Source organism: Nitrosococcus wardiae (assembly GCF_004421105.1).
Taxonomy (GTDB): Bacteria; Pseudomonadota; Gammaproteobacteria; order Nitrosococcales; family Nitrosococcaceae; genus Nitrosococcus; species Nitrosococcus wardiae.
The window spans coordinates 2,767,368-2,793,645 of record NZ_CP038033.1 but is presented as its reverse complement, the minus strand read 5'-3'; the positions used below and the strand labels follow the sequence as shown (position 1 = coordinate 2,793,645).

Genomic DNA, 26,278 nt, shown 5'->3' with positions numbered 1-26,278 from the left:
GCCTATCAGTGTTTGACTTTTCCAGGGCCCATCTCCTCCCTCAGGGATGGGAAATAGGACCCCCGCTAGGCCGGTTTCCCTTGCCTTTCACGCCAAAAAGCGTCACAGACCGAGCGCATTTTTTCCAACCCGGCTAGCCATTGGCGGGTTTCCTCTGTCTTATTGTCGCTCGGCCTAGCCAGCGTTGCAATCATACGACTCTGAATATAACGGTTCCCATTTAGAGAGAACCCAATTGGGCTTGGGGCAGGTATGATAAGATCATCGGCAGCGAGGGTAAGCCGGGACTGTGGGTCCGATGGACCCACAGTCCCGGTGAACGCCCGCCCCTTCCTGGGGCGGGCTGGACTTGCTCGCTAGGCAGGAAAGCCTGGCGGCGTCGAGCTTCCAGGGACGGATTGACAGCGTGTCTTGTCATCCCTGCCTAATTTAAACGGGAAATGCTATAAAAAGCTACCAATCCCTTTTGTGCCCCTCCATACAAGCGCCAACCTAGAAGGATTCTATTCTTCAATAACCTTGTTCTTGCTCTCTTTAGCACCCCACAAGCTTGCCTCTTATCACTATTTCACTACCCTCTGAGATTAATAAGTCAAAAAAATCAGACCTTAGACCTAAGAGGAAATTTAAAATGAGCCAATCGCGCATAAAAATCATTCAGGGAGATATCACAGGGATGGAAGTGGATGCCATTGTTAATGCCGCCAACTCAACCCTTTTAGGGGGCGGGGGGGTGGATGGGGCCATCCACAGGGCCGCCGGGCCAGAACTCAAAGAGGAATGTCGGAGCCTAGGCGGCTGCAAGACAGGAGAAGCTAAACTTACCCATGGATATCAACTTCCAGCAAGATACGTCATTCACACGGTCGGTCCTATTTGGAAGGGAGGCCAACACAACGAAGAGCAGCTTCTAGCCCAATGTTACCGAAATAGCCTAAAAATTGCGCTAGAAAAGGGGATTTCAACCCTTGCCTTTCCCTCTATTAGCACCGGCGCCTATGGCTTCCCCCTCGAGCGGGCCTGCCAGATCGCCCTTCAGGAGGTGAAGACATTTATTGACCACCAGGCCGAGACTAAACAAGTCTACTTCGTCTGTTTCTCCGAAAATGACTTTAAGCAATATCAGCAAGCATTTCAAACAATGGAAGCATAGGGATATACTGGAAAAACGTTGGTTTATTATTTAATAAAAAGGTTAAATAAATAGAAATAAGCCACTAATAAATAATATATATGCGATCCCATCATCACTCTCCTAATGACCTTGCCCTCTTTGGAGCGCGCCTATTACTTCAGCGCCTTGCAGCACTCACCAAGGAAATTGAAGGCACCCGGGAAGCAAAAGACATGGAGTACCTCCATCGTATGCGAGTAGCCTCGCGCCGCCTCAGGGCGGCGCTGTCCCTTTTCAAACAACACTGCTTTCCCAAGGCCAAAGTCAAAACATGGCGCAAGGAGATCCGCAACATTACTAAGGCTCTTGGCGATGCACGGGACCGAGATGTCCAAATTAACTTTCTTGAACGGTGGGAAAACGAGCATCAAGAGCAAAAATATCGGCCAGGCATTGAACGTTTGCTACTGCGCCTGCGCCAGGATCGTAAACGGCTACAGACACCTTTGTTGCAGGCAATCAATCATTTTGAGGATAGCGGAGTAATCAGCGATATCCAGAAAACACTGTGCAAAGTGCTCTCCCATACTCATCTTCGGAAGGTTGAGGAACGAACACCAAAGGTTTTTAACCACGCCTTTAAGCATATTAGCCAGCGGTTAGAAGAGGTCCTAATTTACCAATCCTTTGTGGACAACCCGGAATGTCACCAAGAACATCACTCGATGCGCATCAGCGCCAAACGCTTACGTTATACCCTGGAAATTTTTGATCCAGTTTTTAATAACGACCTAACACCCTATATTAAACAAATCAAACAGATTCAATCAGCCCTTGGCGAGATTCATGACTGTGATGTATGGGTTGAGTTCATTCCTCAATTTATCGAAGAAGAACGCCTGCGTACATTGGAGTACTATGGACATGAGCGCGCCTTTCAACAACTCCTACCAGGTTTGGAATTCCTAAAAGAGGAGCGTTTTAAAACACGACAAGAATTACACCAGTCTTTTGTTAAAAATTGGCATCAAATACTAGAGGCACACTTATTTGAAGAAATCTATGAAACGGTGTGCAAGACAATGCCGTAAATTTCATGACAACAACAACATTTCCAAACAACTTCAGTCCTTATTTACATTATTATTATTATTGAGTAACAATGGCATCGGGCAATCTATTGCCGCAGAGAAAGCACGCAACAACTCAGCCTCTAAAACAGAAACATGATTGTTTGCTGTAATACAAGCGGCACATGCCTTCAAAATCTGAGGTTTCAACAATGGCTTAAGTAGCGCTAATTGGTCAATAGCATTATCAAGCTCATTCAAATTTATTCTTGATTTTTCTAATAATTTTATATTGGTTTTCACTAACTGTTTTTTTCCTGCATTAAAGGCCTTTTCCGCATCATCATAGTTTTTATGCTCAGCATGAACTAACAAAGATAACAAAACCTCAATTTCATCTTCTAACTGCGATAATTTGGAATATTTCCCCGTAATGGAAAACATTGAATGTTTGATAAACTCAGGATCTAAATAATGGAAGACAATTTTTTGCAAGAGCCACTGAAAAATACTGATTTTATTGTCGGCTTTAATCAATAGAACAAGATTTTTTTTGAACAATTGATATTGTGCCGGCGATAATTGCCGCATTGAGGCAATGCTCACCTCAATCAGGGGTAACCGAAACTGACTACCCAAAGTATCAACGATAGGCAATAATCCCATTGTTAGCCCATGAACCCCTTTATCCCCTTGCTTTTTTAAATGCTTTAGCTGCAATTGTCGAATCGCAGAATTTTTATTTATTACAAAAGCATAAATTAAAGCTCTAGCGCCATAAGGTTCCCGCACCGCTTCAATAAGTTCATAGGGGACTTGCTCAATAAGGGCATGAGCATACTCCAAATGCTGCTGTCGAGGGCGACCAATGTGATTCATGGCAACAACAATATCTGCCACCGCCGGAGAAGCTGCCGCCGGTGAAGGAAAAGCTGTCGGTTCTACGGCACCCAAAGACTGCATTTCATCGTCTTGGAAGTTAACTTCCAAGAATTCCCCATTCCAATGGGGTTGGATACGGCGGATCCGATCTTCTAAGGGGGGATGGGTGGCTAATAATGAAGCCAACATGGAACGAACCCCATTGGCAAAAAAAGCATGACTTACCTCTGGTGCCGAAGGGTTTTCTAAAATAGAACCGTTATCCCCTCCGCCAATTTTTTTTAATGCATCAGCTATACCCTCCGGATTGCGGGTAAACTGCACTGCAGAAGCATCGGCAAGATATTCCCGTTGGCGACTCACTGAGGCTTTAATTAGACTCCCAAAAAACGAACCGATAGAGCCAACCGCCATGAACCCCAGCCCTAATAACATGGTGGCGCCAGCACTATCATTTCGCCTTCCTCTGGAGAAACGCATAGAACGTAATAAATGGCGACCTATGATACCGATCACCAATATGCCATGGAGCAAACCCATTAATCGAATATTAAGACGGATATCGTCATTAAGAATGTGACTAAATTCATGGGCAATCACGCCCTGCAGCTGATCGCGGTTGAAATGCCGAATGCAGCCTTCAGTAACCCCAATCACCGCATCCCCCGGGGAGAAACCCGCAGCAAAAGCATTAAGACTAGCTTCTGGTAAGACATAAACAGGAGGCACCGGTACGCCAGAAGCAATTGCCATTTCTTCAACGACATTGAGTACCTTACGCTCTAGAGAGGCGTCAGTATTTTGGCTAATCAAACGCCCACCTAGCATTTCCGCAACTGCTTTGCCGCCGGATGAAAGGGCCATGATTTTATAGAAACTCGCCGCAGCGACACCGGCTGTGACGGCTAAGCCAATGGCAAAAAACATTGTCCAGTCGAAGGTGCGCAAAAATGCTTCCCAAAAGGCCGATGACAGAATATCCGCAGAATTGCCATCGCTTGCTAACGCCTTATCCACATAACGTCCGGTCACTAAATCATTGCCGAAATAACCTGAAAAGGCCCCCATAAACACCATAACGAGGAGGTTGGTTATCAAGATCAATGCAATAACCGCAACCACAAAAAGCACGACAAGACGAGTAGTACTTTGCCGGGAATCATTTTGTGCTTGAAAAAAATTCATAAGCGCCCCATTCCGTTGAAATATCTTTATTGAAATGAAATTTTCGGAACGGCTTGAATAGCTTGACTATCTTCAAATTGTAACAGGGACGAATCCTTGCTGTGACCAAACATGCCGGCAAATATGTTTTGCGGAAAGGATTGTTTATAAGTATTATAGTTCATAACCGCATCGTTAAATGCTTGTCTTGCAAAAGAAACTCTATTCTCTGTGCTGGTCAATTCTTCACTCAGCTGCATCATATTCTGGTTAGCTTTAAGATCGGGATAATCTTCCACCACAATATTAAGCCTACCGAGAGCACTGGTAAGGGATTGTTCGGCATTGGATAATTGCTTAATAGCCTCTCCATTGCCTGGATCAGAAGCGGCTTGTTTTAAATCTGTCATCGCCTGGTTTCTGGCCGCAATGACTTCCTCTAGGGTCTTTCGCTCATGTTGCAAATACCCCTTGGCCGTTTCCACGAGATTAGGGATCAAATCATAGCGGCGTTTAAGCTGAACTTCGATTTGTGAAAATGCATTTTTATAGCGGTTTTTAAGAACCACCAACTGATTATAGATGGCAATAATATATAAAATCATTGCCGCAATAGCCACTAAGGCCACAATAATTGAAATGCTCATGAAACGCCCTTATTATTCACAGTAAATTAGAAATCGAGTTCCAGGTGTTGCGCTATCTTTTGTTTACGTTTCTGACCCCGTAACACTCCGCCGACTAAGACAAAAACACTACCAACAATTAACATCAACCCAGGCCCGAAATAATTCATCCACCCCTCATTAATAATGGCTTCAGAGGGGTTACTCGCAGAATATAATACTTCAACCTTTTCTCCTCGGCGGTAAGGGGGATGGCTGGAGCCAATATCATGCTCAAAAATAATTGATTGAGATTGGTTAGGGGGCAAATATTCTACAACAGGATAATAGGTAGTGGTGGTTTTTCCATCTGAGGTGGAGGTTTTACTGTTAAGGGACACCACTGTACCCTGGGTCGTTAGGGCAGTTTGCAAAAAATTAATGCGCTTAACTCCCAGATAAGCTCCACCTGAAATAACTCCTACCCCAATCATAACCAATATAACAAGCACCCAAGTCGGTACCGAGTTGTGCCGTTGAACATGGCGCCTAAACGCACCGGGGTCAGTGATCACATAATCCTTTTTTTTATTGGAGATGCTAGTGTCGGCCTTTTTAATTTTATCTATAGCGGCTTTAATATCTTCCATGGAGTAAATATTATGGCGCTGCAATTTTGCAAGCAGTTTAACGGCCAATAGGGCGATGACAACTACCGCAATCCCAATAGATAGCATGCTAACTTGAAAAACAGAAATGAAGGTGGCTATCGCCGCAGCCCCTATGAAGATGAATACGCCGCCTAAAATTTGGCTCATCCGGCTATCAAGCCGTGCCCGGCTGGGATCATGGCGATGAACAAGAATGGGCACTGCATCACCGATAGAATGCCTCACATGACTTGAGGAAACGCTAGCAGTGAATTGATGTTGCTGACCTGAAGCTTGGTACTGTACTACAGGGGCATAGGTCTCACTTGCTCCAGAATTTCGGGTATGGGAGTGTTTAACCGCATAGCCTACAATTTGTCCGATAGAGCGGAGGGCCGATTGTTTAAATCTATTAAAATCCCAAATGACTAGCCCGCCCAACACAACAAATACAGCACCCACAATAAAGAAAACGATTTCCACTGCTAAGCCTCATGGTCTGGTTATCCACTCTTCTGCTATATCGGCCAGATCCGCTATAAATATAAAGGCTTAAATAAAGTGTTCCTCCACTCAAAGCCTTACCTCCCGGGGGCCGGCAGGGAATCAGGGCCAGGGAGTAAAGATCGTTATCGGTTATGCTGGATCTTTTTTTAATCTCGCTAAAAGACTATTATCAAGGGTTCTTGCTAGAAAAGAGAGGCAATGTTTTGGGGTTGAGTAACATTAGGAGGTCAGCATCATGGCTGAAAAGCACAATTGGCAACTAAATGGAACCTATTTTGAGACGTGCAATTGCGAAACCGCCTGCCCTTGTGTATGGTTCAATCCCCCGAGTGAAGGCGACTGTAAACTCTTTATTGCTTGGCATATTGATACGGGACACTTTAATGACCTCCCACTAGAGGGCCTCAACGTGGGGCTCGCCTGTTTTTCTCCAGGGCATATGAAAGACGGGAATTGGCAGGTTGCCTTGTATCTGGATGAACGCGCCAATCAGGCACAGCAGAAGGCTTTGACCACCATTTATGGGGGCAAGGTCGGCGGCCACTTAGCGGTTTTAATGTCCTTTGTCGGTGAAGTGCTGGGGGTTAAAACGGTGCCCATGGAATATAAAGAAGAAGGCAAAAAGCGCAGCCTGGTCATCCCCCATATTGCAGCCGCGGAGATTAAAGCCATTGAAGACACCAGTGGTCGAGAGGCGACCATTACCAACCCCCCCCTGTGCGTCGTCCCTTCCCATCCTGCGGTCGTGGCCCGCTCAAAAAAATATACCTATCAGGATTTCACCTTTAATTGGGAAATTTCCGATAGGAATGGCTACTTTTCACCCTTTACCTATCAGCCTTGATGAGTACCTCCCAGCCTCACAGTGCATTCCCTGAAGCCCCCTTTGCTCGCATTTATTTTGGCTGCCGCTAACCTTATAGATGAGAACTATCGCCTACTTTATTACTCCTCACGGTTTTGGCCATGGGGCACGAGCCTGTGCGGTAATGAATGCCCTACAGGAGATTGCTCCCCAAATCCAATTCGACATTTACACCCAAGTTCCCCTCTGGTTTTTCCAAGACTCCCTATCAACGCATTTCAACTATCATCCCCTATTAACCGATATTGGATTGGTACAGGCCTCACCTTTACATGAAGACCTCAAACAAACGCTAGAGCGCCTTGATAATTTTCTCCCTTTCGACCCTCTCCTCGTGGCTAAACTTGTCCAGCAAATAGAAAAAAGTCAATGTGGACTCATCATCTGCGACATTGCCCCCCTGGGAATCGCAGTGGCTAAGGAAACGGGAATACCGGCGGTGTTGGTTGAAAACTTTACCTGGGATTGGATTTACAAAGGCTACCTTGACCAAGTTCCTGAAATCCAGAAACATATTGATTTTACTAAAGACTTATTTGAAGGGGTGGATTATCATATTCAGACACAGCCCCTATGCCACCCTACCTCCGTTGACCTGACCACCCAGCCCGTTTCCCGGAAAGCCAGACTGGCTAAGGAAGCAGTCCGGAGCAAATTAGGACTCCCCCAAGACGCCTCAGTCGTTTTGATCAGCATGGGAGGCATCCCCCCTCAGCACTATCCCTTTTTAGCACAAATGGCGAGCTGGCAAGGGCTGTTTTTCGTCATTCCCGGGGTAAGCGAGAGTCTGCAGCGTCATGAAAACCTAGTGCTTTTGCCCCATCATTCCGAGTTTTTTCATCCCGACCTCATCCAAGCCGCTGATCTGGTACTGGGGAAATTAGGCTATAGCACCCTGGCCGAAGCTTACTGGGCGGGTATCCCTTTTGGCTATGTCACTCGAACCCGCTTTCGGGAATCGGAGATTCTAGGCCAATTCGTAGAGCAAGAGATGGGCGGTTTTGCCATGAGCGAAACCCAATTTGAAGCAGGCGATTGGATTTCCCTATTGCCCCCTTATCTGAAATTAGCTCCTCGAAAACGCACCGGCCCCAATGGCGCGGACCAAATAGCACGTTTTATTCTCTCCCTTCCCTCATGAGATACTTAATTTCTGGGTATTTTCAATGGCAAGACGAAAAAAGTTAATTAAATTATGTGGATACCCATTGCAAAATGCCTTACTGTGTAGAGCGTCTTCTAATCCTTGTCCACAAAATGCCCATAGGATACAACCTATCAAGGAGAGTTCAATTGACAACCCCCTCCTTTCCGCTGGTGCTCCGCAGGGCTATCAGGAACTTGATATTTAGCCTAATGCAGGCCCATGAGCTGGATATTACCGTAAACCCATAAACCTTTGCCGAGGCCCTCAGACCTCTTTTTCAACCCCATAGCTTTATTAGAAAGCATAAGTTAAGCTACAATATCAGTTACCTACAACAGTTCAGATAGCGGGGGGGCGTCATGAAAGTATTTAAAATACTAGGGTTGGGCCCGAACGAAGATGATAAACGGCTCAAGGAACTCGTAAATAAGTCGTACAAGTCAGTGAAAGTTGTGGGCAGGGGCACAATCAGAATTGACCCCAAAGAAGTCCGCGAAACAGAAGAGTTCAAAAAAGCCCGCAAACAGGCAAAGGCTATAGTTGGGGCTTAAGTAATACTACTGGGGCAGGATGCTTTTATTACTTATTCTTCCTGTCCTCGTTGCCGGGTTTTTAGCTTGCCACATCCATCACTCCTATAAGTTACACCGATACGAAGGCCAATACCTATACCTCAAAAGTGCTGAGCTGGGGTTAGAGTGTTTTGCTCTGGGCGTACTCTCTCATTACCAACTGCCTAACTCCCTAACCGCAGGCTGTTTTAGTGTCAATATAGCCGTATCCAAACAGCTAGCCAATGCGATGATGGCAATGGGAGCAAAGGATGAAGAAGACGAGGCACTGAAGCTAGCTTGGTTTTTTTATCCTCTCTGCCCTCACGTTTCTGGCTGCGTTTATTATTAAAATCTGGGCAACTATAAGACTTTTCGCCTACGTTTCGGGACTTGGGACACAAAAGTATTTGTAATTGGGAAGCTACTTGAGGATAGTCCGCTTGACAACCTTCTCCTCAACTTGTCACTCCAAAGAGACAAGTATGTCATGTTAACAATGAATGATAGAAAGGTTTACGTGGGCAAAGTAATCGACTTAGGCGAACCCACAGAAAAGAATGGAATGGATCAGGATATATCGATTATGCCGCTCATGAGCGGCTACCGAGAAAAAGACAATCTCAAGGTTGAGTTCACCACTTTCTATGAAGAAGTTGATGCTGATATTTACCTCTCCTTGAGGCAAGAAGCCATCCTATCCGCTACTGAATTTGACTTTACGGCATACCAGAGATGGAACCCTCCGAAGGAAGGTGGCGCCCAGAGCGATACGGGATCTACATAAGAAGATCGCGATGGGTGAGGCGATAGACCTCACCGAGTACAAGAAACAGCTTGGCTTGGGCATATGATAGAAAGATCTAGATGATGCAGAAATGGGGATTAAAGTGTGACTCATGAATCGGGTATTGCCGCAAGCCAGCAAAAAGTGGGGGGTGTACAAATAACTGTGTAACTGGTGATCTGTAATTAACAACTCAGAAGGGTCAAGTTTCGGTGTTTGCCGGGTAGAAAGGTTGTAAGCGGTGTTATACTCCACATCCACTACCGCTAAGGTGGAGATCTCCAAGCCCTTCTGCGGCTTGCTGCGCTGACTGTTATAGAATTTATCTAAGCCGTAGGTGTGCTTGCCGCTTTTCTCGCTGAAGCTGCAATCCAATGTCACCATCAAACCCTTAAATCAATTGGTTACAAAAACTGTCCGAAGTATTGTTCAATGGCAAAACAAAAAAAAATTAACCCTCTTCATATTTTTCTCATTTTTTGGCAATTAGGGCGTCACCATCCCTTTGCTTTACTATTGCTGGTGCTGGCAAGCGGGGGCTGGTATGGCTATGAACTTTATTATGCCCGCCCCCAGATGGTCTACATGGGGATTCCCGAAGCCCATGATTGGAAACACCCCTTTACCTGGACCCGAATTTTCCGCAATGAGGGCTTTATGGTGGGTTATTCGGACCTCCGGGGCAATCCCCTATGGGTCAGTTATCCCCTCAAACCGGTCCCCGATAACGCCCCTTACCATGAACGCCCCCAACGGTTCAGTGCCGACTGGCGCAATTTGACCCATATCACCCATGGGGACTACACCCATAGTGGCTACGACCGCGGCCATATGGCGCCCAATTATGCTATCAGCCGTCTGTACGGTAAAACCGCCCAGTTAGATACTTTTCTCATGACCAATATCACCCCTCAAAAACCCAACCTAAACCAAAAACTTTGGCAACGTTTGGAAGAAGTAGAAATTGATTATTTCGCCAAGCAGTTGGGCACGGTTTGGGTGTTCACTGGTCCGATCTTCGATCCTGAAATCGAGCGACTTAAGTCCTCATACCGGGTGCAAATACCTGATGCCTTTTACAAGATCTACCTGGCGCCCCCTGCCAAAAAGGAACAAGCGCCGAAAACACTTGCTCTTATCGTGCCGCAACAGGTAAGGGGCCAAGAGCCTTTAGACCGTTTCCTGGTCAGCGTTGATGAAGTGGAAGAGCGAACGGGCTTTGACTTTTTCCATAAACTGGAGGACACTTTAGAAGAAAAATTAGAATCCTCTATTGACCCTACCCCCTGGAAGCTGAAGGCGATTGCCCGACTACCTGCCCGTTATTAGGCTTTTCCGATTCAAGGGCGGGAACTGATTTCGGCTTCACAAGGGTACGATAGCGTCTTGGGTCAAGTTCATATTCCCGTAATTTCATATACACTGCCCTTGAGGTTAGCTCCATAGAAGCGGCGACTTCCTTTATATCTCCCTGAAAACGCCTTAGCGCTTGCTCGATGAACCCCCGTTCCGCCTGGGCAACCGCCTGTTTTTTGATTTCTTTCCAATGGCGAGGGAATGATTCGGTCGCCGCTTCCTTCAAATCTATGGTGGCTAGCTCATAGCCTTGAGTAAACAACAAACTCCGCTCCAAGACATTTTCCAGTTCACGGACATTGCCCGGCCAGTCATAACCCCGTAACTTCGCCATCACCGCCATGCTGACCGTATCCACTTGTTTATTGTATTTTTTATTAAGGCGGTCCAGGATTAGTTGAATTAAGGGGGGCAAATCTTCAGGGCGCTCCCGTAGCGGTGGAATAACCAGGCCGACCACATTAATCCGGTAATAAAGATCTTTACGAAATTGTCCGGTACGCACTAGGTTCTCTAAATTGCAATTGGTCGCGGTAATAATACGAACATCCACCGCCAAGGTACGTTGTCCCCCTACTCGTTCCAACTCGCTTTCTTGGAGGACACGCAATAAGCGGGTTTGGGCGGCAGGCGATAAAGAGTCCACCTCATCCAGGAATAAAGTCCCCCCTTCTGCTCTCTCAAAGAAACCCTGGTGTACTTCCACTGCCCCGGTAAATGCTCCGCGCTCGTGACCAAATAAAGCACTTTCAATCAAACTTTCAGGTATCGCCCCACAATTGACCGCCACAAAGGGGTGGTTGCAACGGGTGCTCATGGCATGAATAGCTCGGGCGACCAGCTCTTTGCCTACCCCCGTCTCCCCTTCGAGGAGGACAGTGACGGGCGTGGGAGAAATGGTCTCTATTGCTTGCAACACCTTTTGCATCGCTGGAGATTGGGCCACGATGAGGGGACGTTTTCGGCGTTTCTTCGCCGATTGCCAACTCCCCATCTGATACCAGATCTGATGCATCCTCTCTTCTATACGGGCTTGGAGAGCGCTAATTTCCTGCTTCCCTTCGGGGAAAAAGGGAGGACGATGATATTCGATTCCCTCATGGTCTTGGGCAGCCTCGGGATGGGTATAAACACAGACATCACAGCCTGTCCCCTGGAGGGCGATGCATTGTTTGATTTCAACCTTGGCATAACCAAAATTACGGGCAGCAATACCGCCAAAAACGCTAGAGGTCATGCGACAAAGTTCCGGAAAATTCTTCACGCCTTTGCCGAAGGGGCACCGGGTATTGACGACCCTTACCCTCTGTTGATCACTGGAAGCAAGGGAAAAGTTACCCCCAATCTTATTTTTTAAGCCAATAATCAGATCCGCATAAGATTCCCGATCAAGCGGCTCCTTTTTTCCATATTGCTCCCGATAAGCTTCCTCGAAAAAACGCCCGGCACTATGGCCAATACGCTCAATGAGCGATTCTCGGCCATCTTTGCTGACCTGCTCAAAGGCCTGCATCAACTCAATCACAAAAGTCTGGAGGAACATAGTAGGGGTCAGGCTGGAAAATTTGGTATTCGGCATACAAACCTCGCTTACTGTGATCGCCACTATCGCATTTGACGTTTAACTTCGACCCAAGGTGCTGGGGGTCAACGTAACAAGATATGCGATCAACCCGCACCTGGAAACTCGACGCCAACCTTTTATTGTGAAAAATTATTTCTCAAATTGAAATATATTTTCACAATCATGATGAATATATTTTGTAACTATCTGTAAAATATAAAAAAATATATTTTTCGATCATGGCACAAAGTTTGCTTGCACTCGCTGACTAGGGTGGATTTAGACATTCACCCGCAATCGCCAAAACTACTGAGTGAGGTATTCGTATGATTGAGGAAAGACCCCCTTTAGATCCCCATCCCTTGAGCGACTATGTGGCTTGGGCCGGCAATCGAAACAAAGAACCTATTTTGGAAGTTTTAAAGAAGAAATTTCCAAAAACGGAAGGCCATGTGCTGGAGTTCGCCAGCGGCAGCGGCATGCACATCAACTTTTTTGCGCCCCATTTTAAGCATCTCCGCTTCCATCCCTCCGACAAAGATGAAGAGACTTTTGAAAACATCAAAAAGCTTAGGGACGAAAACCACAATACCAATGTGGAGGAACCAGTTAAATTAGACTTGACTCTGCCGGAAACTTGGTCGAATCCTAAAGGTCAACCTTTCGATGCCATTTACTGTATCAATATCTTCCAGGTGGCCCCTATTTCCATTGCTGATGGCATGATGCAATGTGCATCAAGGCTATTGAAAGAAAAAGGTTTTATTCTGATTTATGGGCCTTTTCAAGTGGCGGGGACTTTCAGTACCGCCTCTAATGAGGAATTCCATAATACGCTGCGCTCCGTCGGTGTAGAAGAATGGGGGCTTAAAGATATCACTGATCTCAATCAAGCAGCAGAGACCCACGGCCTTATCCTGAAAGAAAAAATCAGTATGCCCGCTAATAACTTTTGCCTGGCCTACGGCAAAGCATAACAAGCATAAAAGGAAAGAAAAATGAGCGAAATTCTAAAAGAAGTACTGGCAGCCAATCAGGCCTATAGGAAAAATTTCGGCGATAAGGCCCACTTACCCATGCCCCCCGGCCGCCATTTTGCCATCTTGACCTGTATGGATGCCCGTTTAGACCCCGCTAAATATGCCGGTTTGGCAGAAGGCGATGCCCACGTGATCCGTAATGCCGGGGGACGGGCGAGTGATGATGCCATCCGTTCCCTGGTGATTTCTTATAAGCTCCTAGGCACCCGTGAATGGTTCGTGATCCATCATACCGACTGTGGTATGGAAACATTTACCAATGAAATCATGAACGACCTATTGTCTAGTAGCCTCAAGACTGCCGCCCTGGATGGTAATGGCTGGCATGATACCGGACCAGGACCTGGAAGTCCGGAAGGCAAATATATCAACTGGCTCACTATCAAAGATCAGGCCCAAAGCGTGCTCGAAGATGTGAAGCGCATCCGTCAGCATCCCTTGGTCCCTGCGGATATTCCCATTTACGGTTACATCTACGATGTTAAAACCGGCAAACTCATGGAAATACCCGAGGCCACAGCTGCGGGCAAGGTGGCCTAAACCATGATGGGTGAGAGGAGAGCCGCCGTAGTGGTCGGGGTTGGCGCCAGTTCAGGGCTGGGGGCAGCCCTAGCAAGGCGCTTTGCCCAGGAAGGGCTGCAAGTCTTTATAGCGGGTCTGACCAAAGAAAAATTGGCGGCTGTGGAAAAAGAGATCCGCAGCGCCGGCGGTCACGCCGAAGCAATTGTCACTGATGCTACGGTGGAAAAAGAGGTAATCGACCTGTTTTATAAGGTCGCCTCGGCAGGTTTTCCCCTAGAAATCGTCGCCTATAACGTGGGGGCCAACGTTCCCGCTCCCCTCTTAGAAACCAGCACTGAGCTCTTCCAAACCCTTTGGCAACAAAATTGCCTAGGAGGCTTCTTAGTAGGGCGGGAAGCCATCAAACACATGGTCCCTCAAAAACAGGGGACCCTGTTGTTTACCGGTGCAACCGCTTCCCTACGCGCCAGGCCCCCCTTTACCGCCTTTGCCTCTGCTAAGGCCAGCCTCCGAGCCCTGGCCCAAAGTATGGCCCGGGAATTTGGGCCACAGGGTATTCATGTGATTCATGTGGTGATTGATGGAGCCATTGAGGGCGAACAGGCGAAAACCCGTTTCCCTGAATTAGTCCAACAAAAAGGGGAAGCCGGATTGGTGAAACCTGAAGCCATTGCCGATACCTATTGGGCCTTGCACTGTCAACACCCCAGCGCTTGGACCCACGAAATCGATCTACGGCCATTCAAAGAGCCCTTTTAAATTTGTTCAAAAAACAGCAACTCAATATATTACTTTTCCTGGGGACTTTGAGCCTGACCGCCTGGGGTTATCTCCTCTATGCCCAACAGCGCATGGCCACCCCGTTGACGTCGACGCCCTGGATGCCTGATACCACCCCCCTTCCCTGGTCTCCCATGGATTTCGCCATGGTTTACAGCATGTGGGCCATCATGATGGCGGCCATGATGATTCCCGCCGCCATTCCGATGGTGCTAATGCTCACCAGAGTCTATCGTCAGTGGGCACCGGGAAGCGGCAATACCAGTAAAATATTTATTTTTGTCTTCAGTTACTTGCTGATGTGGCTGCTGTTTAGCCTGGTTGCGACCCTGGCCCAATGGGGATTAGATACCCAGTCCGCTCTCTCTCCCCAGATGGCTGTGCAAAACCATGTTTTAGCGGGGGGAATTCTGATTCTTTCCGGCGCCTATCAATTTAGCCGTCAGAAAGAAGCCTGCCTGAACAAATGCCGTACACCACTGGGGTTTATTTTAACTGAATGGCAGGAAGGAGGCCGTGGCGCAGCCAGGATGGGCATCCGCCATGGTTTGATCTGTATTAGCTGCTGCTGGGCCCAAATGCTGGTCATGTTTGTGGTCGGGGTGATGAATGTGCTGTGGATGGGAATCATTGCCCTACTCGTCACTGCTGAAAAAATTTTACCCTGGAATCCCTCCCTCATACGGGCGCTAGGAGGAAGCTTTTTGCTGGGGTGGGGCGTGGTGTTAATTGCAGGAATTGGTTGTTAAGATTCTGGACGAAACTGCAGCGCCGCTAAACCATCGTAATTTCCATCCGGCGCCAATTGATAACCACTTATCCCTTGACGGGCCGCGAACACATTATCCTCGTACCAAAGGGGAACATAGGGCAGTTGTTGCAGGAGGCGAGCCTGTAATTGGCGATAAAAATTTGCTTGCTGGCTTAAATTTCCCGCCTTTCCCGCCTGCTCAATCAAAAAATCACTTTGGGGATCCTCAAAATGCCCCCGATTTGCCCCTTGGGGCGGAACCGATTCGCTATGAAAAATATACCCAAAAGCATCCGGGAGCTTAACGCCGACCCAGGAAAGGCTATACATCTGGAAACGTCCGGCCTTAATATCGCCGTAAAAGGTTCCCCAGTCATAGCTTTGTACTTCCATCTCAATACCCACTTGCCGCAATTGGTGCTGAATGATGGTCGCCAAACGAACCCGGAAGGGATCACTAGAAGTCTTATAGCTAATATGGGCCGGAGAATGGGTATCAAAACCGGCCTTCCTCAGCAGAGTTCGGGCCCGCATTGGGTCATAAGGATATTCGGGCAAAGCCGGGTGCCCCGCCCAATGTTCAGGAGGTAGTAAAGCCTGAGCCGGTCGGGCTGTGCCTTTAAACACATAGCGGATGATCTCTTGACGATTTAAAGCATGGGCGATGGCCAAACGCACTTGGGGATGGCCCGTTACCGGATCATCCAGGTTAAATCCCAGATAAGTAAACGTATTCCCCTGGTCCCGTTGCAGTGAGATCTCCTTCCTATCCTCCAAGTAAGCCACCAACTCCTTGGGGAGATCGTTTTGCAGCATGTGGATCTCACTGCGGAGTAACTTCAATACCCGCACCGTGGGATCGGGAACATGGAGAAACTCAAACCGTTGTCCATCCCGCCGCCGCCGGAGTATCAACCGACCCTCTTCCGGCCATTTTTCAAAACGAAAGGGACCACTTCCCACCGGGGCGCGATTCAAAGGGTAGCTCTCGGCTAACAGAGGGGCAGGAACTATCCCCAAGGTCAGCCGTCCTGGAAACAGGGGATCGGGTCCTGTCAAAACAAATTCAATGATTTCCGGATCCGGTACTTCAATCGACCGCACCTTCTCTAGGGACGCAAGCAAGGGGGAGCCATTGCCTGGATCAAGCACCGAAGCATAGGTGGCCTTCACATCACGGGCGCTAAGCTTGCTGCCATCATGAAAAAGGGGACGATCGGGCCGCAACCGGAACCGGTACCGGGTTGGAGAAAGTCGCTGCCAATCAGCTAAAACAGGGACAGGCTTGCCGCTAGCATCCAAATCCACTAGAGGCTGGTATAAGAGGCGGATAAGGCGTGCCGATGTGGCGTCCGTGGCATAACGGGGGTCAAGAGTGAGGGGCGAAGTCGCCAGACCCAAACGTAATGAATTCCTGTCCTCATGAGCAGAGCCACAGCCTGTGAGCAAAGCTAGGATGATCAGCAAACCCACCGCTTCTCCGGGAGCGAAGGCGCGCATCAAAGTTTGCCACCACAAGGATCTTTATATCCATAACATTTAACAAAAAACCATTGAGGCTTTTCCTGGTCTAGGCGCAGGGCCACCAGCTGCCCACCCCAGACACATCCCCCATCTACTGCAAAAACAGCTCCGTCATAAGCCCCCACCTCCAAGGTGGCCCAATGGCCAAACACAATGCGTTTCCCCTGGCTGGCCCGGTTAGGTACCTTAAACCAGGGCATCAAACCCTCCGCCTGGGTCCCTGGGGATTCTTTAAATTTTAGAAAAAACCGTCCCTTAGCATCACAATAGCGCAACCGGGTTAAACAGTTGCTGATGGCCCGCAGGCGTTCCCAACCTTGTAGATCCTCCCTCCATTGCTCTGGCTCATTGCCATACATATGGGCGAGGAAATCTCGCCAGTTTGGGCCCTGCAATATCGCTTCTAATTCTCTGGCGCAAGCCTCTGCCGTGGCAATATCCCATTGGGGGGGCAACCCCGCGTGAATAAGTGTTATCCCTAAGGTAGGATCCCGATATAACAAGGGACGATGGCGCAACCATGTCAGGAGTTCCTCTCGATCGGGTGCCTCAAGAATAGAGGCAAAAGTATCTTTCGAGCGGAGGGGTTGGAGTCCGGCAGCCACCGCCAGCAAATGGAGGTCATGGTTTCCTAGCACGGTGACAGCCCGATTCCCCAAGCCGTAAACAAAACGTAGAACTTCTAGTGACTTCGGTCCCCGATTGACCAAATCACCAGCAATCCAGAGTCGATCTTCGCTGACATTAAAGCGAATTCGCTCCAATAGCCGCTGCAATTCATCATAGCATCCCTGAATATCGCCAATCGCGTATATAGCCATACAGTCAGTAGATTATACAAACTTCACAGAAATCACATTAAAATTTTGATAAATTGCGGCGTCACAGGAAATTAATATTAGTGCAGGAAGCCTGGCACCGCCAAGGTGAAGGCGGCAATTTCGGCATCGAATGCTACTCCATCTTCTCCTACCATGCCATAGCGGCCTTGCATGGTGCCTACCGGAGTCTCAATCATCGCCCCACTGGTATAACAAAACTGGTCTCCCGGCTTGAGATAAGGCTGCTCTCCGACAACGCCTTGACCGCGAACTTCCCGCACCTGACCCTCCCCGTCAGTAATAATCCAATGCCGAGTCAACAACTTAACAGGAACATTTCCCTGATTGTGAATGGTAATGGTATAAGCAAACACATAGCGGGCTGCGCTGGGATCGGATTGTTCTTCAATAAAAGCCGTCTCCACTTCTACTGCGATTTTGTAAGACTTAGGTTCTTCCATAAAGCAAATTTTATCTAAGGCACCACCCACTCTCATGATTTCTCATTAGCCAATCTTGCTGCAACTAGTGAAGCCCCCCACAAACCGATTTTGGGCTCTAATACGACCTTAACCGGAATCTGCCGCAAAAGCGAGGATAGCCGCCCTTTGCTCAGAAAAGCCTCCATAAACCCCCCCGCCTGCAAATGCTTAATTATCTTAGGAGCAATACCGCCGGCGACAAAAAGCCCCCCCCGCGGTAAACAAGTCAAAGCCAAATTACCGGCTTGTGCACCATAGATCTGAACCAATAGATCCAATGCTTGCCCTGCTAAGGGGTCCCGACGCTCTAAGGCAAAACGACTGATGGCGGCTGCCGGATCGCCCTCGTTTAAGGCCTTTGTTAAAGCGAGATCTTCAGCCTCACCACTCGTTTCCTTAAGGAAGCGGTAGAGAATCACTAACCCACTACCTGATAACAAACGCTCATAGGAAACATGCTCTAGATAACGAGAAAGATATCTCAGCAGAGCAATCTGAAGCTCCCCCTGGGGGGCAAAGTCTACATGACCTCCTTCAGTAGGTAAAATCTGATAGTGGCCTGCTTGCTCTTGCCATACGAGCAGTGCTTGCCCAAGACCAGTCCCGGCACCAATCACCGCCTGGGGAGCAGTGTATTCCGGTTCCCCCGTCTGAAGTACGGCAAAATCACTCGGTTTTAAGCATTCAATCCCATACCCAACAGCCTGGAAATCATTGATCAAAATCACTCGAGGCAACCCGAAACCTTCTTGCAAACATTCCTCCTCCAACCGCCAGAAGAGATTGGTAACATCCGCCGTGCCTTTTGCCACCGGTCCTGCCACAGCAAAACAAGCGCCTGCTAGATCACTTGCAATGTCGCCCACCTCCGTCAAAAATTCTTGCAAAAGGACATCGAAGCTCGGATAACCACCGCTATGGTAGCGCCGCTCCGCAAGCACCTGTGGGGTATCCTCCATCCAACGGGTAACCTGGAGTAAAGTCTTGGTTCCCCCAATGTCAGCCGCCAATACTTTCATTTGCTCATCTCCCACTCGCGGGCCGCATCCCCATCCAAATACCAATGAACTTCCCCTTGAGCCCGCAAACGCTGCACCGGAAATCCATTGCTTTTCGTTTCAGTCAATAAGCGGGAAACCACCGGCGCTTTATTCACCCCAGTCACAAGAAATAGAAGCCGTTGGGCTCTCTCTATGGCAGGATAAGTCATGCTAATACGCCACCCCCCCAATTTTTCCACATACACAGCGGCCACCAAACGATCCCGCACGGTCAATATGGAAGTCTCAGGAAACAGGGAGGCGGTGTGGCCATCGGTGCCTACCCCCAATAATATCAAGTCAAAATTTCTTCCCGCCGGCAAATGGGACTGCAACACTTGAGCATAATCGGCCGCCGTCGACTGGGGATCCGGGAGTTCGGTCCGTACTCTTAAAATCTGTTTGGGGGGAATAGCCACCGCATCAAGCAATGTCTCTCGGGCCATGCGGTAGTTACTGTCGGGGTGATCCTTGGGGACATAGCGCTCGTCCCCAAAATAGACATAAACCCGGCTCCAGTCCACTTGACTCTTATAAGGCTCCTTTGCCAACAACTGATACAAACCTTTTGGGGTATTGCCCCCCGCTAGAGCGACATGGAAAGCCCCCGCCTCTTCGATAGCCACTTGGGCTATTCTCACCCAATACGCTGCCGCGCCATGATAGAGTGCGGTTGCCGTTGGAAAGACCTGGATTTTACCCCTATCAATCATCTCCTAAATCCCGGCGGCGCAAATGTAACCACGGTTTAAGCAACTCTACTGGCTCCCCGACCTTTCACATCCACCTACCACCAGGCTATTCGCTATTATCCGTTCTGACAACCTCAATTTTTATTTGTTTAAACAGGGCGATAAGTGCGCCTAATGCCATCAACATGGGGGTAAAAAGTAGCAATATTCCACCAATCACTGCCCCTGCTGTCAGTGGAACTTCCATGAAAATATGGCCATTAGGTTTGCGAACAATTAAACGGCGTAGATTGCCCTTTTTCACCAGTTTCTTGATGAAACCTAAAGCTTCCTCATATTTTTCCTGGGTTTTATCCACCGGGTGCCGGTTTATATTTTTCTCGGATTGCTCTTCCATCTCACTACTCTATCATCATCAGTTAATTAAGCTTATAGCTTACTATAAGAGAGAACAACAGTTAGGGCGAGGGGAGAAAGAGACCAAGATGAGCCGTAATTGTGCCCAGTGATTGAGACTCGCCGGGGTTATTGCTCCGGCGCATTAGGCGGCAGGGAAAAAGCAGGTTTGGCAGCTCAAGGCAGCGAAGCATAATATCGGGCAACATCGCGTATTTGCTCCTCGGTCAGTTGATGGGCGGTGGGGTGCATGAGCCGAACGTAGGGCGTTCCACCTCGATATTCTTTGGCGAAGAGCTTAAGCTGCGAGACGAGATACTCGAAATACTGGCCAGCGAGTACAGGATAGTAAGGGTTACGGGGGATAGTACTGGGACCGTGACAATCTACGCAGGAGGGGATGCGCTGACTGGGAATCCCTTGCTTCGCAATGATTTCGCCCCGTTCAATAGCCTCTGCCAGCCCTTTCTGGGGTGGTAGGGGAATAGAGGGGGGTAAGTTGCCGTAGTACCGCGCGAGCGTGCGTCTCTCCTCCGAGCTCAACTCCGCGGCAATGGGTTCCATCATCCCGCTATGGCGCTCTCCCCGTGCATATGCACTCAGCGAGGCGTAAAGGTAGGGGATGTGCTGCCCCGCCAACCGAGGAAATGCGCCTACGCCACGCCCGAGGCCGTCTACGCCATGGCAGCGCCCGCAGCTTTCCACGACCACCGGCGGCACCTCCTCCGCTTGCTTGCCATCACGGACGGGATCGTCTCCCCGGATGAGTTCTTCGTATTGCGCCGCATTCAGCTTCGGCAACACCCGCAAAAATGCCACCATTGCCCATACTTCGTCATCCCGTTGCAGTGCCGGCCAGGCTGGCATCCCTGTAAACTTGACTCCATGCTTGACAATATAGAAGAGTTCCCCGGACTCCCGTTTCGGCAGAACCGGTGGGAGGTAGGGCGGATGCGGAGTCATCTGCCGCGGGACAGGCGGATGACGCAAACCAGGGCGACCATGACAGAAGCGGCAGCCAGTCTCGTAGTGACCGGCTCCTTGCAGTACCAGGCTTGGATCGGCAAGCTTCGGTACCTTGATGCCCATACTATGGGTAGCGACGGAACGGCTCATGGAGAAACTGAGAAACCAACGCGTGAGGGCCCAGTGACCGGAACTTGCCTTGATAGGGATAATGCCAGAAGCCGCTATGAGGAAGCCGCCCACGGCAAGCACAGCGAGAAAAACAATGATGGTGCGTAGCTGGCGCCTCCAGTTAAGGCTTCGCACACTGGCGAGTAGAAGATCCGCAGTACGGCGCAGCTGCCTCATGCATCCTCCGGGGAACCGACCGCCCACTCCACCCCCATCAGCATAAGCAGGCCGGGTGTCAGCAGGACGGAGCACATCAGTGGCAAGTCTCCATAAAGACAGCGACGAGGGCCACATAAAGGGTACCTACCGCGCTCAGGAGCGAGAGCAGCAGCGAGGCAAACCCTAGGAAGCGGTGGCGATCCTGGGGTGTATCAAAATCATGGGGGACGGTAGCGGTGCCGGTGGTGTGCCGGCGGAAGGCAATCCAGCCGATAATGCCGATCCCGATGAGCGCAAGCGCCGTATAGATCATAATCACTATCCGGACATCACCAAGCGATCCGTAGCGACCGGCTACCTTCGCGCACCAGAGGGCGGCGGTAAAATAGCACAGCAGAAAGTGTGTAGCCCAGATTGTTGGCGAGAGAATCAGAAGCCATAAACTCTCATTCTTTTCCGAAAGCTTAGTCATGGCGCAATCCTCAGGCAAGCTGTGGAAAACCGGCGATAACAGCCACCGTGGTGACGGCAGTAACAGCCATGAAGTGCCAGTAAAGCTTTACATTGGCGATATCAATGTCGTGGCGGGAAGTCAGCCGACCGGCCAACCGCCGTATAATACAGTAGAGTTGCATGATTACTCCCACGACAATATGAATCACCGTCCATAAAACCAATACCCAGACGATGGCAGGATAAACGTGGCTTGCCGGGTCGAGACCGCCGAGCCAGGGACCGGCAAGGAGCGCAATACCGCCGGCCACCGCCATGACGACAGCGCCCAGCAGCGCTCCGTAGAAAATCAGCGTACGGCCGCGCCTGTTCCAGTGGTGTGCCAATACTGTCAACAACCAGGCTCCCAGCAGCAGCACCGCCGCCGCTAGCGGCCAAAATACACCCGGACCTGCCGCAGGATCAGGGGGAAAATCGTCGTGGATGGTCCAATAGAAGAAGTAGCCAAAAACAAGACTGACGTAAGCGACCATGTCGCCGAGCATGGTAATGAACATGGCCCACCAACCCACCGAATTGGGGCCCGAGCCATAGAGCGGCAGTGTCAGGCCGAGGCCGACATATTTCTCCTTTTTCTCGGGAATTAGGGCCGTGCCGGTCCACAGCCAGACGAGAATGGTGCCAAGCGCCAGCACGCCGCTGATGGCCGCCGGCCACCACCAATGGAAAGTGCCAAAGATAAAGACGCCGCCCGTAAACATGGCCGCAAAAAAGGTGAGGAAAGTGGGCCCGGGAACCCGTAGGCACTGGATAGGCTGGGCATCAATGGTGGTGGTAATGATTGTCTCACGCTTCCCCTCCTCCGCATCCGGAAGGTAGAAACGACCCTCGTCAACGTCTCGCATGAAATTAGGCTGATCCCACAAGGGATAGCGGCCGTCGATTTCGGGGATGGAACGGGTACCCCAAGGCTTGCCTGGCATCTCCGTCAGCCATTCGAGGGTACCAGCACCCCACGGGTTGCGCTCAGCATAGGGCTGTTTTTTCTTAGGGCGGACAACGTCCCAGACGAAGACGGCGATTCCCGAGGCTAGAATATAGGCACCGACGCTCGACACCAGGTTCAGCACGTCGAGATCCGTACCGGCTGAGTATGTGAACACCCGCCGCGGCATACCCTCCAGGCCACTCAAATGCATCGGAAAGAAAGCAATATTGAAACCGATAAACATCAGCCAAAAGGCGATTTTTCCAAGCCGATCAGAGAGTTTTTTGCCATTGACCATGGGGAAAAAATAATAGAAGCCGGCGACAACAGGGAAGACGGCTCCGCCGATCAGCACGTAATGCAGGTGAGCTACGATAAAGTAAGTATCGTGGGCTTGCATATCGAACGGCACCAGGGCCACCATGACCCCAGTCAGCCCACCCAGTACGAAAATAGCCAGGCCGCCGAGGACGAAGAGCATCGGCACGGCACGCACGACTCGTCCCGCCAGAAGTGTGGCAATGAAGCAAAAAATTTGCACGCCCGTTGGAATAGCTACGGCCTCAGATGCCGCGGAGAACAACCCGAGCGAGATGCCCGGCAGCCCCGTCGTAAACATATGGTGCACCCATAATCCAAAGCTCAGGAAGCCAGTGCCCACAGCCGCTAAAACAATCCAACTGTACCCCACCATCGGCGTGCGCGCGAACGTCGGCACAATCATCGCCACCAGCGCAATAGCCGGCAGGAAGATAATGTAGACCTCCGGGTGGCCGAAAATCCAAAATAGGTGTTGCCACAGAATTGGATCGCCGCCACGCTCCGGGTCGAAGAAGGGCCAATCGAGCATCCGCTCCAGCTCGAACAGAATATCCCCAGCGATGAGGGGGGGAAAAGCGAACAGGACCATGCCTGCCACCACCAGAATGTACCAGGCGTAAAGCGGGATAAGGTTAATCCGCATGCCCGGCGGCCGAGTTTTAAGCACGCCGACGATGATTTCAACGGCGGCAGCAATGGAGGCCAGTTCGATGAAGCTCAGGCCGAGCAGCCAGATATCGTTCCCGATCCCCGATTGGTACTGGGTCGCCAGCGGCGGGTACATGAACCAGCCGCCGCGCGGGGCAGCATCAAAGAAGATGGAGCCGCAGACAAATATGCCACCCAGCAAAAAGCTCCAGAATCCATAAGCGGAGAGACGCGGGAAAGGCAAGTCGCGGGCGCCCAGCATCTCCGGCAGAACAAAAATGGCGAAGGCTTCAAAGAGCGGTACGGCAAAGAGGAACATCATCACCGAACCGTGCAGCGTAAAGAGCTGATTATAGAAATCGGCCGAGACGAAGTCGTTGTCGGGGACGGCGAGCTGGGTGCGCATCAGCAGCGCCAAGATGCCGCCGAAGAGGAAGAAGGCAAAGGCAGCGGCCGTGTACCACATGCCGACTTCCGAGTTATTGACGGCCGACCAGTAACGCCACCCTTCCGGGGTCTTCCAGGCCTTCAGCATCCGCTCCGCCTGGGCCCGCTGGATCTCCACCGGCGGGGGTTCGGCAAGAGGCTCTACGTCTCCGGGCGCTTTTTCAAAGGGCTCATCTTCTTTCATTCCAATCCCTCTAGAAACACAGCTAAGGCCTGCAGATCCTTTCTGGGCAGCATCCCAAAGGCAGGCATATGCACTCCCGGCTTAACAGCTTCCGTATGGGCGATCCACCGCAGGAATGCCGCCGGTTCATTGGGCAGAATGCCAGCCCCCAGGCTCACCCGGCTCCCTACATGGGTGAGGTCGGGCCCCACCTTACCCTCGGCCGGCGTGCCGCGCACGGTATGGCACGCGCTGCATCCATGAATTAGGAAAAGCTCCCGGCCACGCGCCTCCGCCCTCTGGGGCATCGAGGCCGGCTGGGCCTGGTGCTCCAGCCAGGCGGCGAAGGCATCCGGCTCCATAACGACCACGTCGAACTTCATGAGCGCGTGGGCGCTACCGCAGTACTCGGCACAAATCCCTCGGTAGACTCCCGTCTTGGTGGCTTCCAGGGTCAACCGATTGACACGTCCTGGAATCATGTCCATCTTGCCAGTGAGGGAGGGAATCCACAAAGAGTGAATGACGTCGGGGCTGGCGAGGAACAGATCCACAGGTTTGCCTACAGGGAGGCGGATCTCGTTGGCCAGCTCGACGGGCTCGCCGCCCTGCGGATGGTAGCGCACCCGCCACCACCACTGCTCGCCTAAAACGGCAATTTGCAGACTACCCTCCGGCGCGGGTGCCAACAATCCAGGCAGCAGGGCCAACCCGTATATCAGGTAAACCGTCAGCACCAACGTCGGGAAGACGGCACCACCACCGATAATCAAGAGATTGGCCTTGCGGTGGCGATGCCCCCCGGGCTGAGCCCAGGTAGCGTAGACCGCCAGGCCAATGACAAAAAGCCAGATGAGGAGGTTAACTGCAACCGACCACCAGAAAAGTTCGGTGATCTGTTCGGCTCCACGCCCTGCTGGGTCCAGCGTCGATTGAGGCCCCCCACAGCCCAGCATCAACCACGCACTGATAAAAACTAGGATTAGGCTAGTCTTTCGGCGCCGAGGAGGGCTGGTGCTCCCGAGCTTTGCCGAACGAACGGCATGAAACTGTCTCCTTCTTTTTCTCATACCAAGGCTTTCGAGCTGCCGGCCCTTTAATCGGCCAAAGGCGCTACGCTCAGCGACAACCCCTAAGATAGCCACCGTGATAGGGTTTTGCATGGAATGAATCATAGGGTTGATCGGGAGTGCCGATCAGAAAGTCGAGGCAGTCGTATGCGTTACATTGGGATGGATTGATGATCATCACTTAATCTTGAATCCGCTCAACGGCACAGTTCCCACTTTATATTTAGTTTATTTAGTTGAGTGTATGCCATTCAGTTTAGACGATAATTTTGGTTTAGGATAAGAATTCGAGCAGGAGCGCAAGTGGCATTCAACATTAACTGATGACTTCTGACTTCATATATCCCTACTGAAGCTATCCCCCAAATGTCCCTCAATGGGCGTCTCCCCACAATACCGTATTTCTACCAACACCATAGCCATTTCTGTTGTTTTCCAACACACACTCCCTTGTTCGTAGGCAATAAAGAAGAGTAAGCCACTCTAAGAGAAAAAATTTTATTTATAAAAAAACAAAGACTTATATTTTTTATACTCCTTGGTATTGCATTTGGCACAGGAACTGCCATCTGTTGGGTGAGC

At 50.2% G+C, this 26,278-nt stretch carries 26 protein-coding genes; 11 read left to right on the top strand and 15 right to left on the bottom strand.

Going from position 1 to position 26,278, the window contains the following annotated elements; translation table 11 throughout:
- Positions 1 to 220 precede the first annotated feature (220 nt).
- The gene (locus E3U44_RS13280; RefSeq protein ID WP_134358634.1) at positions 221 to 418 is read right to left on the bottom strand and encodes a hypothetical protein; all 198 of its coding nucleotides are present in this window, start codon (positions 416 to 418) and stop codon (positions 221 to 223) included.
- Between the two features lie 213 nt (positions 419 to 631).
- Between E3U44_RS13280 and E3U44_RS13275 the strand changes: the two genes are divergently transcribed.
- Both E3U44_RS13275 and E3U44_RS13270 read left to right on the top strand, forming a co-directional pair.
- Positions 632 to 1,153, top strand: coding sequence for an O-acetyl-ADP-ribose deacetylase (locus tag E3U44_RS13275; RefSeq protein ID WP_134358633.1), 522 nt, complete (start codon positions 632 to 634; stop codon positions 1,151 to 1,153).
- A gap of 80 nt (positions 1,154 to 1,233) precedes the next feature.
- On the top strand, positions 1,234 to 2,205 hold the full coding sequence (locus E3U44_RS13270) for a CHAD domain-containing protein (RefSeq protein ID WP_134358632.1): 972 nt from the start codon (positions 1,234 to 1,236) through the stop codon (positions 2,203 to 2,205).
- A gap of 33 nt (positions 2,206 to 2,238) precedes the next feature.
- Here the strand turns inward: E3U44_RS13270 and E3U44_RS13265 are convergent, their stop codons facing one another.
- The 3 genes from E3U44_RS13265 to E3U44_RS13255 are packed head-to-tail and all read right to left on the bottom strand — an operon-like array spanning position 2,239 to position 5,968.
- Positions 2,239 to 4,251: a M48 family metallopeptidase gene (locus E3U44_RS13265; RefSeq protein WP_134358631.1), complete on the bottom strand. Its 2,013-nt coding sequence runs from the start codon at positions 4,249 to 4,251 to the stop codon at positions 2,239 to 2,241.
- Positions 4,252 to 4,277: 26 nt separating this feature from the next.
- Entirely contained in the window at positions 4,278 to 4,877 is a 600-nt protein-coding gene (locus E3U44_RS13260; protein ID WP_134358630.1) for a LemA family protein, read from the bottom strand.
- A 26-nt stretch (positions 4,878 to 4,903) separates the two neighbouring features.
- Positions 4,904 to 5,968: a DUF3592 domain-containing protein gene (locus E3U44_RS13255; protein WP_134358629.1), complete on the bottom strand. Its 1,065-nt coding sequence runs from the start codon at positions 5,966 to 5,968 to the stop codon at positions 4,904 to 4,906.
- 259 nt (positions 5,969 to 6,227) lie between these two features.
- Here E3U44_RS13255 and E3U44_RS13250 point away from each other — a divergent pair, with 259 nt between their 5' ends.
- The 5 genes from E3U44_RS13250 (at position 6,228) to E3U44_RS13230 (ending at position 10,671) form a co-directional block, all read left to right on the top strand.
- Positions 6,228 to 6,836, top strand: coding sequence for a DUF1326 domain-containing protein (locus E3U44_RS13250; RefSeq protein WP_134358628.1), 609 nt, complete (start codon positions 6,228 to 6,230; stop codon positions 6,834 to 6,836).
- A gap of 79 nt (positions 6,837 to 6,915) precedes the next feature.
- Complete coding sequence (locus E3U44_RS13245; RefSeq protein ID WP_134358627.1) at positions 6,916 to 7,998, top strand: glycosyltransferase family protein; 1,083 nt, start codon at positions 6,916 to 6,918, stop codon at positions 7,996 to 7,998.
- Between the two features lie 365 nt (positions 7,999 to 8,363).
- The gene (locus tag E3U44_RS13240) at positions 8,364 to 8,555 is read left to right on the top strand and encodes a hypothetical protein (RefSeq protein ID WP_013033967.1); all 192 of its coding nucleotides are present in this window, start codon (positions 8,364 to 8,366) and stop codon (positions 8,553 to 8,555) included.
- A gap of 490 nt (positions 8,556 to 9,045) precedes the next feature.
- The gene (locus E3U44_RS19680; protein ID WP_206054796.1) at positions 9,046 to 9,342 is read left to right on the top strand and encodes a hypothetical protein; all 297 of its coding nucleotides are present in this window, start codon (positions 9,046 to 9,048) and stop codon (positions 9,340 to 9,342) included.
- Between the two features lie 432 nt (positions 9,343 to 9,774).
- Positions 9,775 to 10,671, top strand: coding sequence for a DNA/RNA non-specific endonuclease (locus E3U44_RS13230; protein ID WP_134358626.1), 897 nt, complete (start codon positions 9,775 to 9,777; stop codon positions 10,669 to 10,671).
- Here the strand turns inward: E3U44_RS13230 and E3U44_RS13225 are convergent.
- Positions 10,622 to 12,277, bottom strand: coding sequence for a sigma 54-interacting transcriptional regulator (locus E3U44_RS13225; protein ID WP_134358625.1), 1,656 nt, complete (start codon positions 12,275 to 12,277; stop codon positions 10,622 to 10,624). The two genes, E3U44_RS13230 and E3U44_RS13225, sit on opposite strands and share 50 nt — an antisense overlap.
- 311 nt (positions 12,278 to 12,588) lie before the next feature.
- On the opposite strand from E3U44_RS13225, the gene E3U44_RS13220 reads away from it, so the two are divergent.
- From E3U44_RS13220 to E3U44_RS13205, 4 genes are read left to right on the top strand one after another with little or no spacing between them, the layout of a single operon-like run.
- On the top strand, positions 12,589 to 13,239 hold the full coding sequence (locus E3U44_RS13220; RefSeq protein WP_134358624.1) for a DUF938 domain-containing protein: 651 nt from the start codon (positions 12,589 to 12,591) through the stop codon (positions 13,237 to 13,239).
- Between the two features lie 21 nt (positions 13,240 to 13,260).
- Complete coding sequence (locus E3U44_RS13215) at positions 13,261 to 13,842, top strand: beta-class carbonic anhydrase (protein ID WP_134358623.1); 582 nt, start codon at positions 13,261 to 13,263, stop codon at positions 13,840 to 13,842.
- 3 nt (positions 13,843 to 13,845) lie between these two features.
- Positions 13,846 to 14,583, top strand: coding sequence for an SDR family NAD(P)-dependent oxidoreductase (locus E3U44_RS13210; protein ID WP_134358622.1), 738 nt, complete (start codon positions 13,846 to 13,848; stop codon positions 14,581 to 14,583).
- 2 nt (positions 14,584 to 14,585) lie between these two features.
- Positions 14,586 to 15,353 carry a DUF2182 domain-containing protein gene (locus E3U44_RS13205; protein ID WP_206054794.1) on the top strand — a complete coding sequence of 256 codons (768 nt, stop codon included), beginning with the start codon at positions 14,586 to 14,588 and terminating at the stop codon, positions 15,351 to 15,353.
- Here E3U44_RS13205 and E3U44_RS13200 read toward each other — a convergent pair.
- The 10 genes from E3U44_RS13200 to coxB form a co-directional block, all read right to left on the bottom strand.
- The gene (locus tag E3U44_RS13200; protein WP_134358621.1) at positions 15,350 to 16,855 is read right to left on the bottom strand and encodes an ABC transporter substrate-binding protein; all 1,506 of its coding nucleotides are present in this window, start codon (positions 16,853 to 16,855) and stop codon (positions 15,350 to 15,352) included. The genes E3U44_RS13205 and E3U44_RS13200 overlap by 4 nt on opposite strands.
- Positions 16,855 to 17,700, bottom strand: a complete 846-nt coding sequence (locus E3U44_RS13195; RefSeq protein WP_134358620.1) for a symmetrical bis(5'-nucleosyl)-tetraphosphatase — start codon at positions 17,698 to 17,700, stop codon at positions 16,855 to 16,857. The genes E3U44_RS13200 and E3U44_RS13195 overlap by 1 nt, the downstream gene beginning before the upstream one ends.
- Before the next feature lie 77 nt (positions 17,701 to 17,777).
- Entirely contained in the window at positions 17,778 to 18,197 is a 420-nt protein-coding gene (gene apaG / locus E3U44_RS13190; protein ID WP_240761467.1) for a Co2+/Mg2+ efflux protein ApaG, read from the bottom strand.
- Positions 18,194 to 19,201 (bottom strand): glucokinase, encoded by a 1,008-nt coding sequence (locus tag E3U44_RS13185; protein ID WP_134358619.1) that lies wholly within the window; start codon positions 19,199 to 19,201, stop codon positions 18,194 to 18,196. The genes apaG and E3U44_RS13185 overlap by 4 nt, the downstream gene beginning before the upstream one ends.
- Positions 19,198 to 19,935, bottom strand: coding sequence for a 6-phosphogluconolactonase (gene pgl / locus E3U44_RS13180; protein WP_134358618.1), 738 nt, complete (start codon positions 19,933 to 19,935; stop codon positions 19,198 to 19,200). Before pgl ends, E3U44_RS13185 begins: the two co-directional genes overlap by 4 nt.
- 85 nt (positions 19,936 to 20,020) lie before the next feature.
- Positions 20,021 to 20,311 (bottom strand): DUF4342 domain-containing protein, encoded by a 291-nt coding sequence (locus E3U44_RS13175; protein ID WP_134358617.1) that lies wholly within the window; start codon positions 20,309 to 20,311, stop codon positions 20,021 to 20,023.
- A 176-nt stretch (positions 20,312 to 20,487) separates the two neighbouring features.
- A complete protein-coding gene (locus E3U44_RS13170; RefSeq protein WP_240761465.1) occupies positions 20,488 to 21,699 on the bottom strand; it encodes a c-type cytochrome in 1,212 nt (403 codons plus the stop codon).
- Between the two features lies 1 nt (position 21,700).
- Positions 21,701 to 22,078 (bottom strand): hypothetical protein, encoded by a 378-nt coding sequence (locus E3U44_RS13165; protein WP_134358615.1) that lies wholly within the window; start codon positions 22,076 to 22,078, stop codon positions 21,701 to 21,703.
- Positions 22,079 to 22,088: 10 nt separating this feature from the next.
- Complete coding sequence (gene ctaD / locus E3U44_RS13160; protein WP_134358614.1) at positions 22,089 to 24,647, bottom strand: cytochrome c oxidase subunit I; 2,559 nt, start codon at positions 24,645 to 24,647, stop codon at positions 22,089 to 22,091.
- A complete protein-coding gene (coxB, locus tag E3U44_RS13155) occupies positions 24,644 to 25,789 on the bottom strand; it encodes a cytochrome c oxidase subunit II (RefSeq protein ID WP_134358613.1) in 1,146 nt (381 codons plus the stop codon). Before coxB ends, ctaD begins: the two co-directional genes overlap by 4 nt.
- Positions 25,790 to 26,278: the final 489 nt, after the last annotated feature.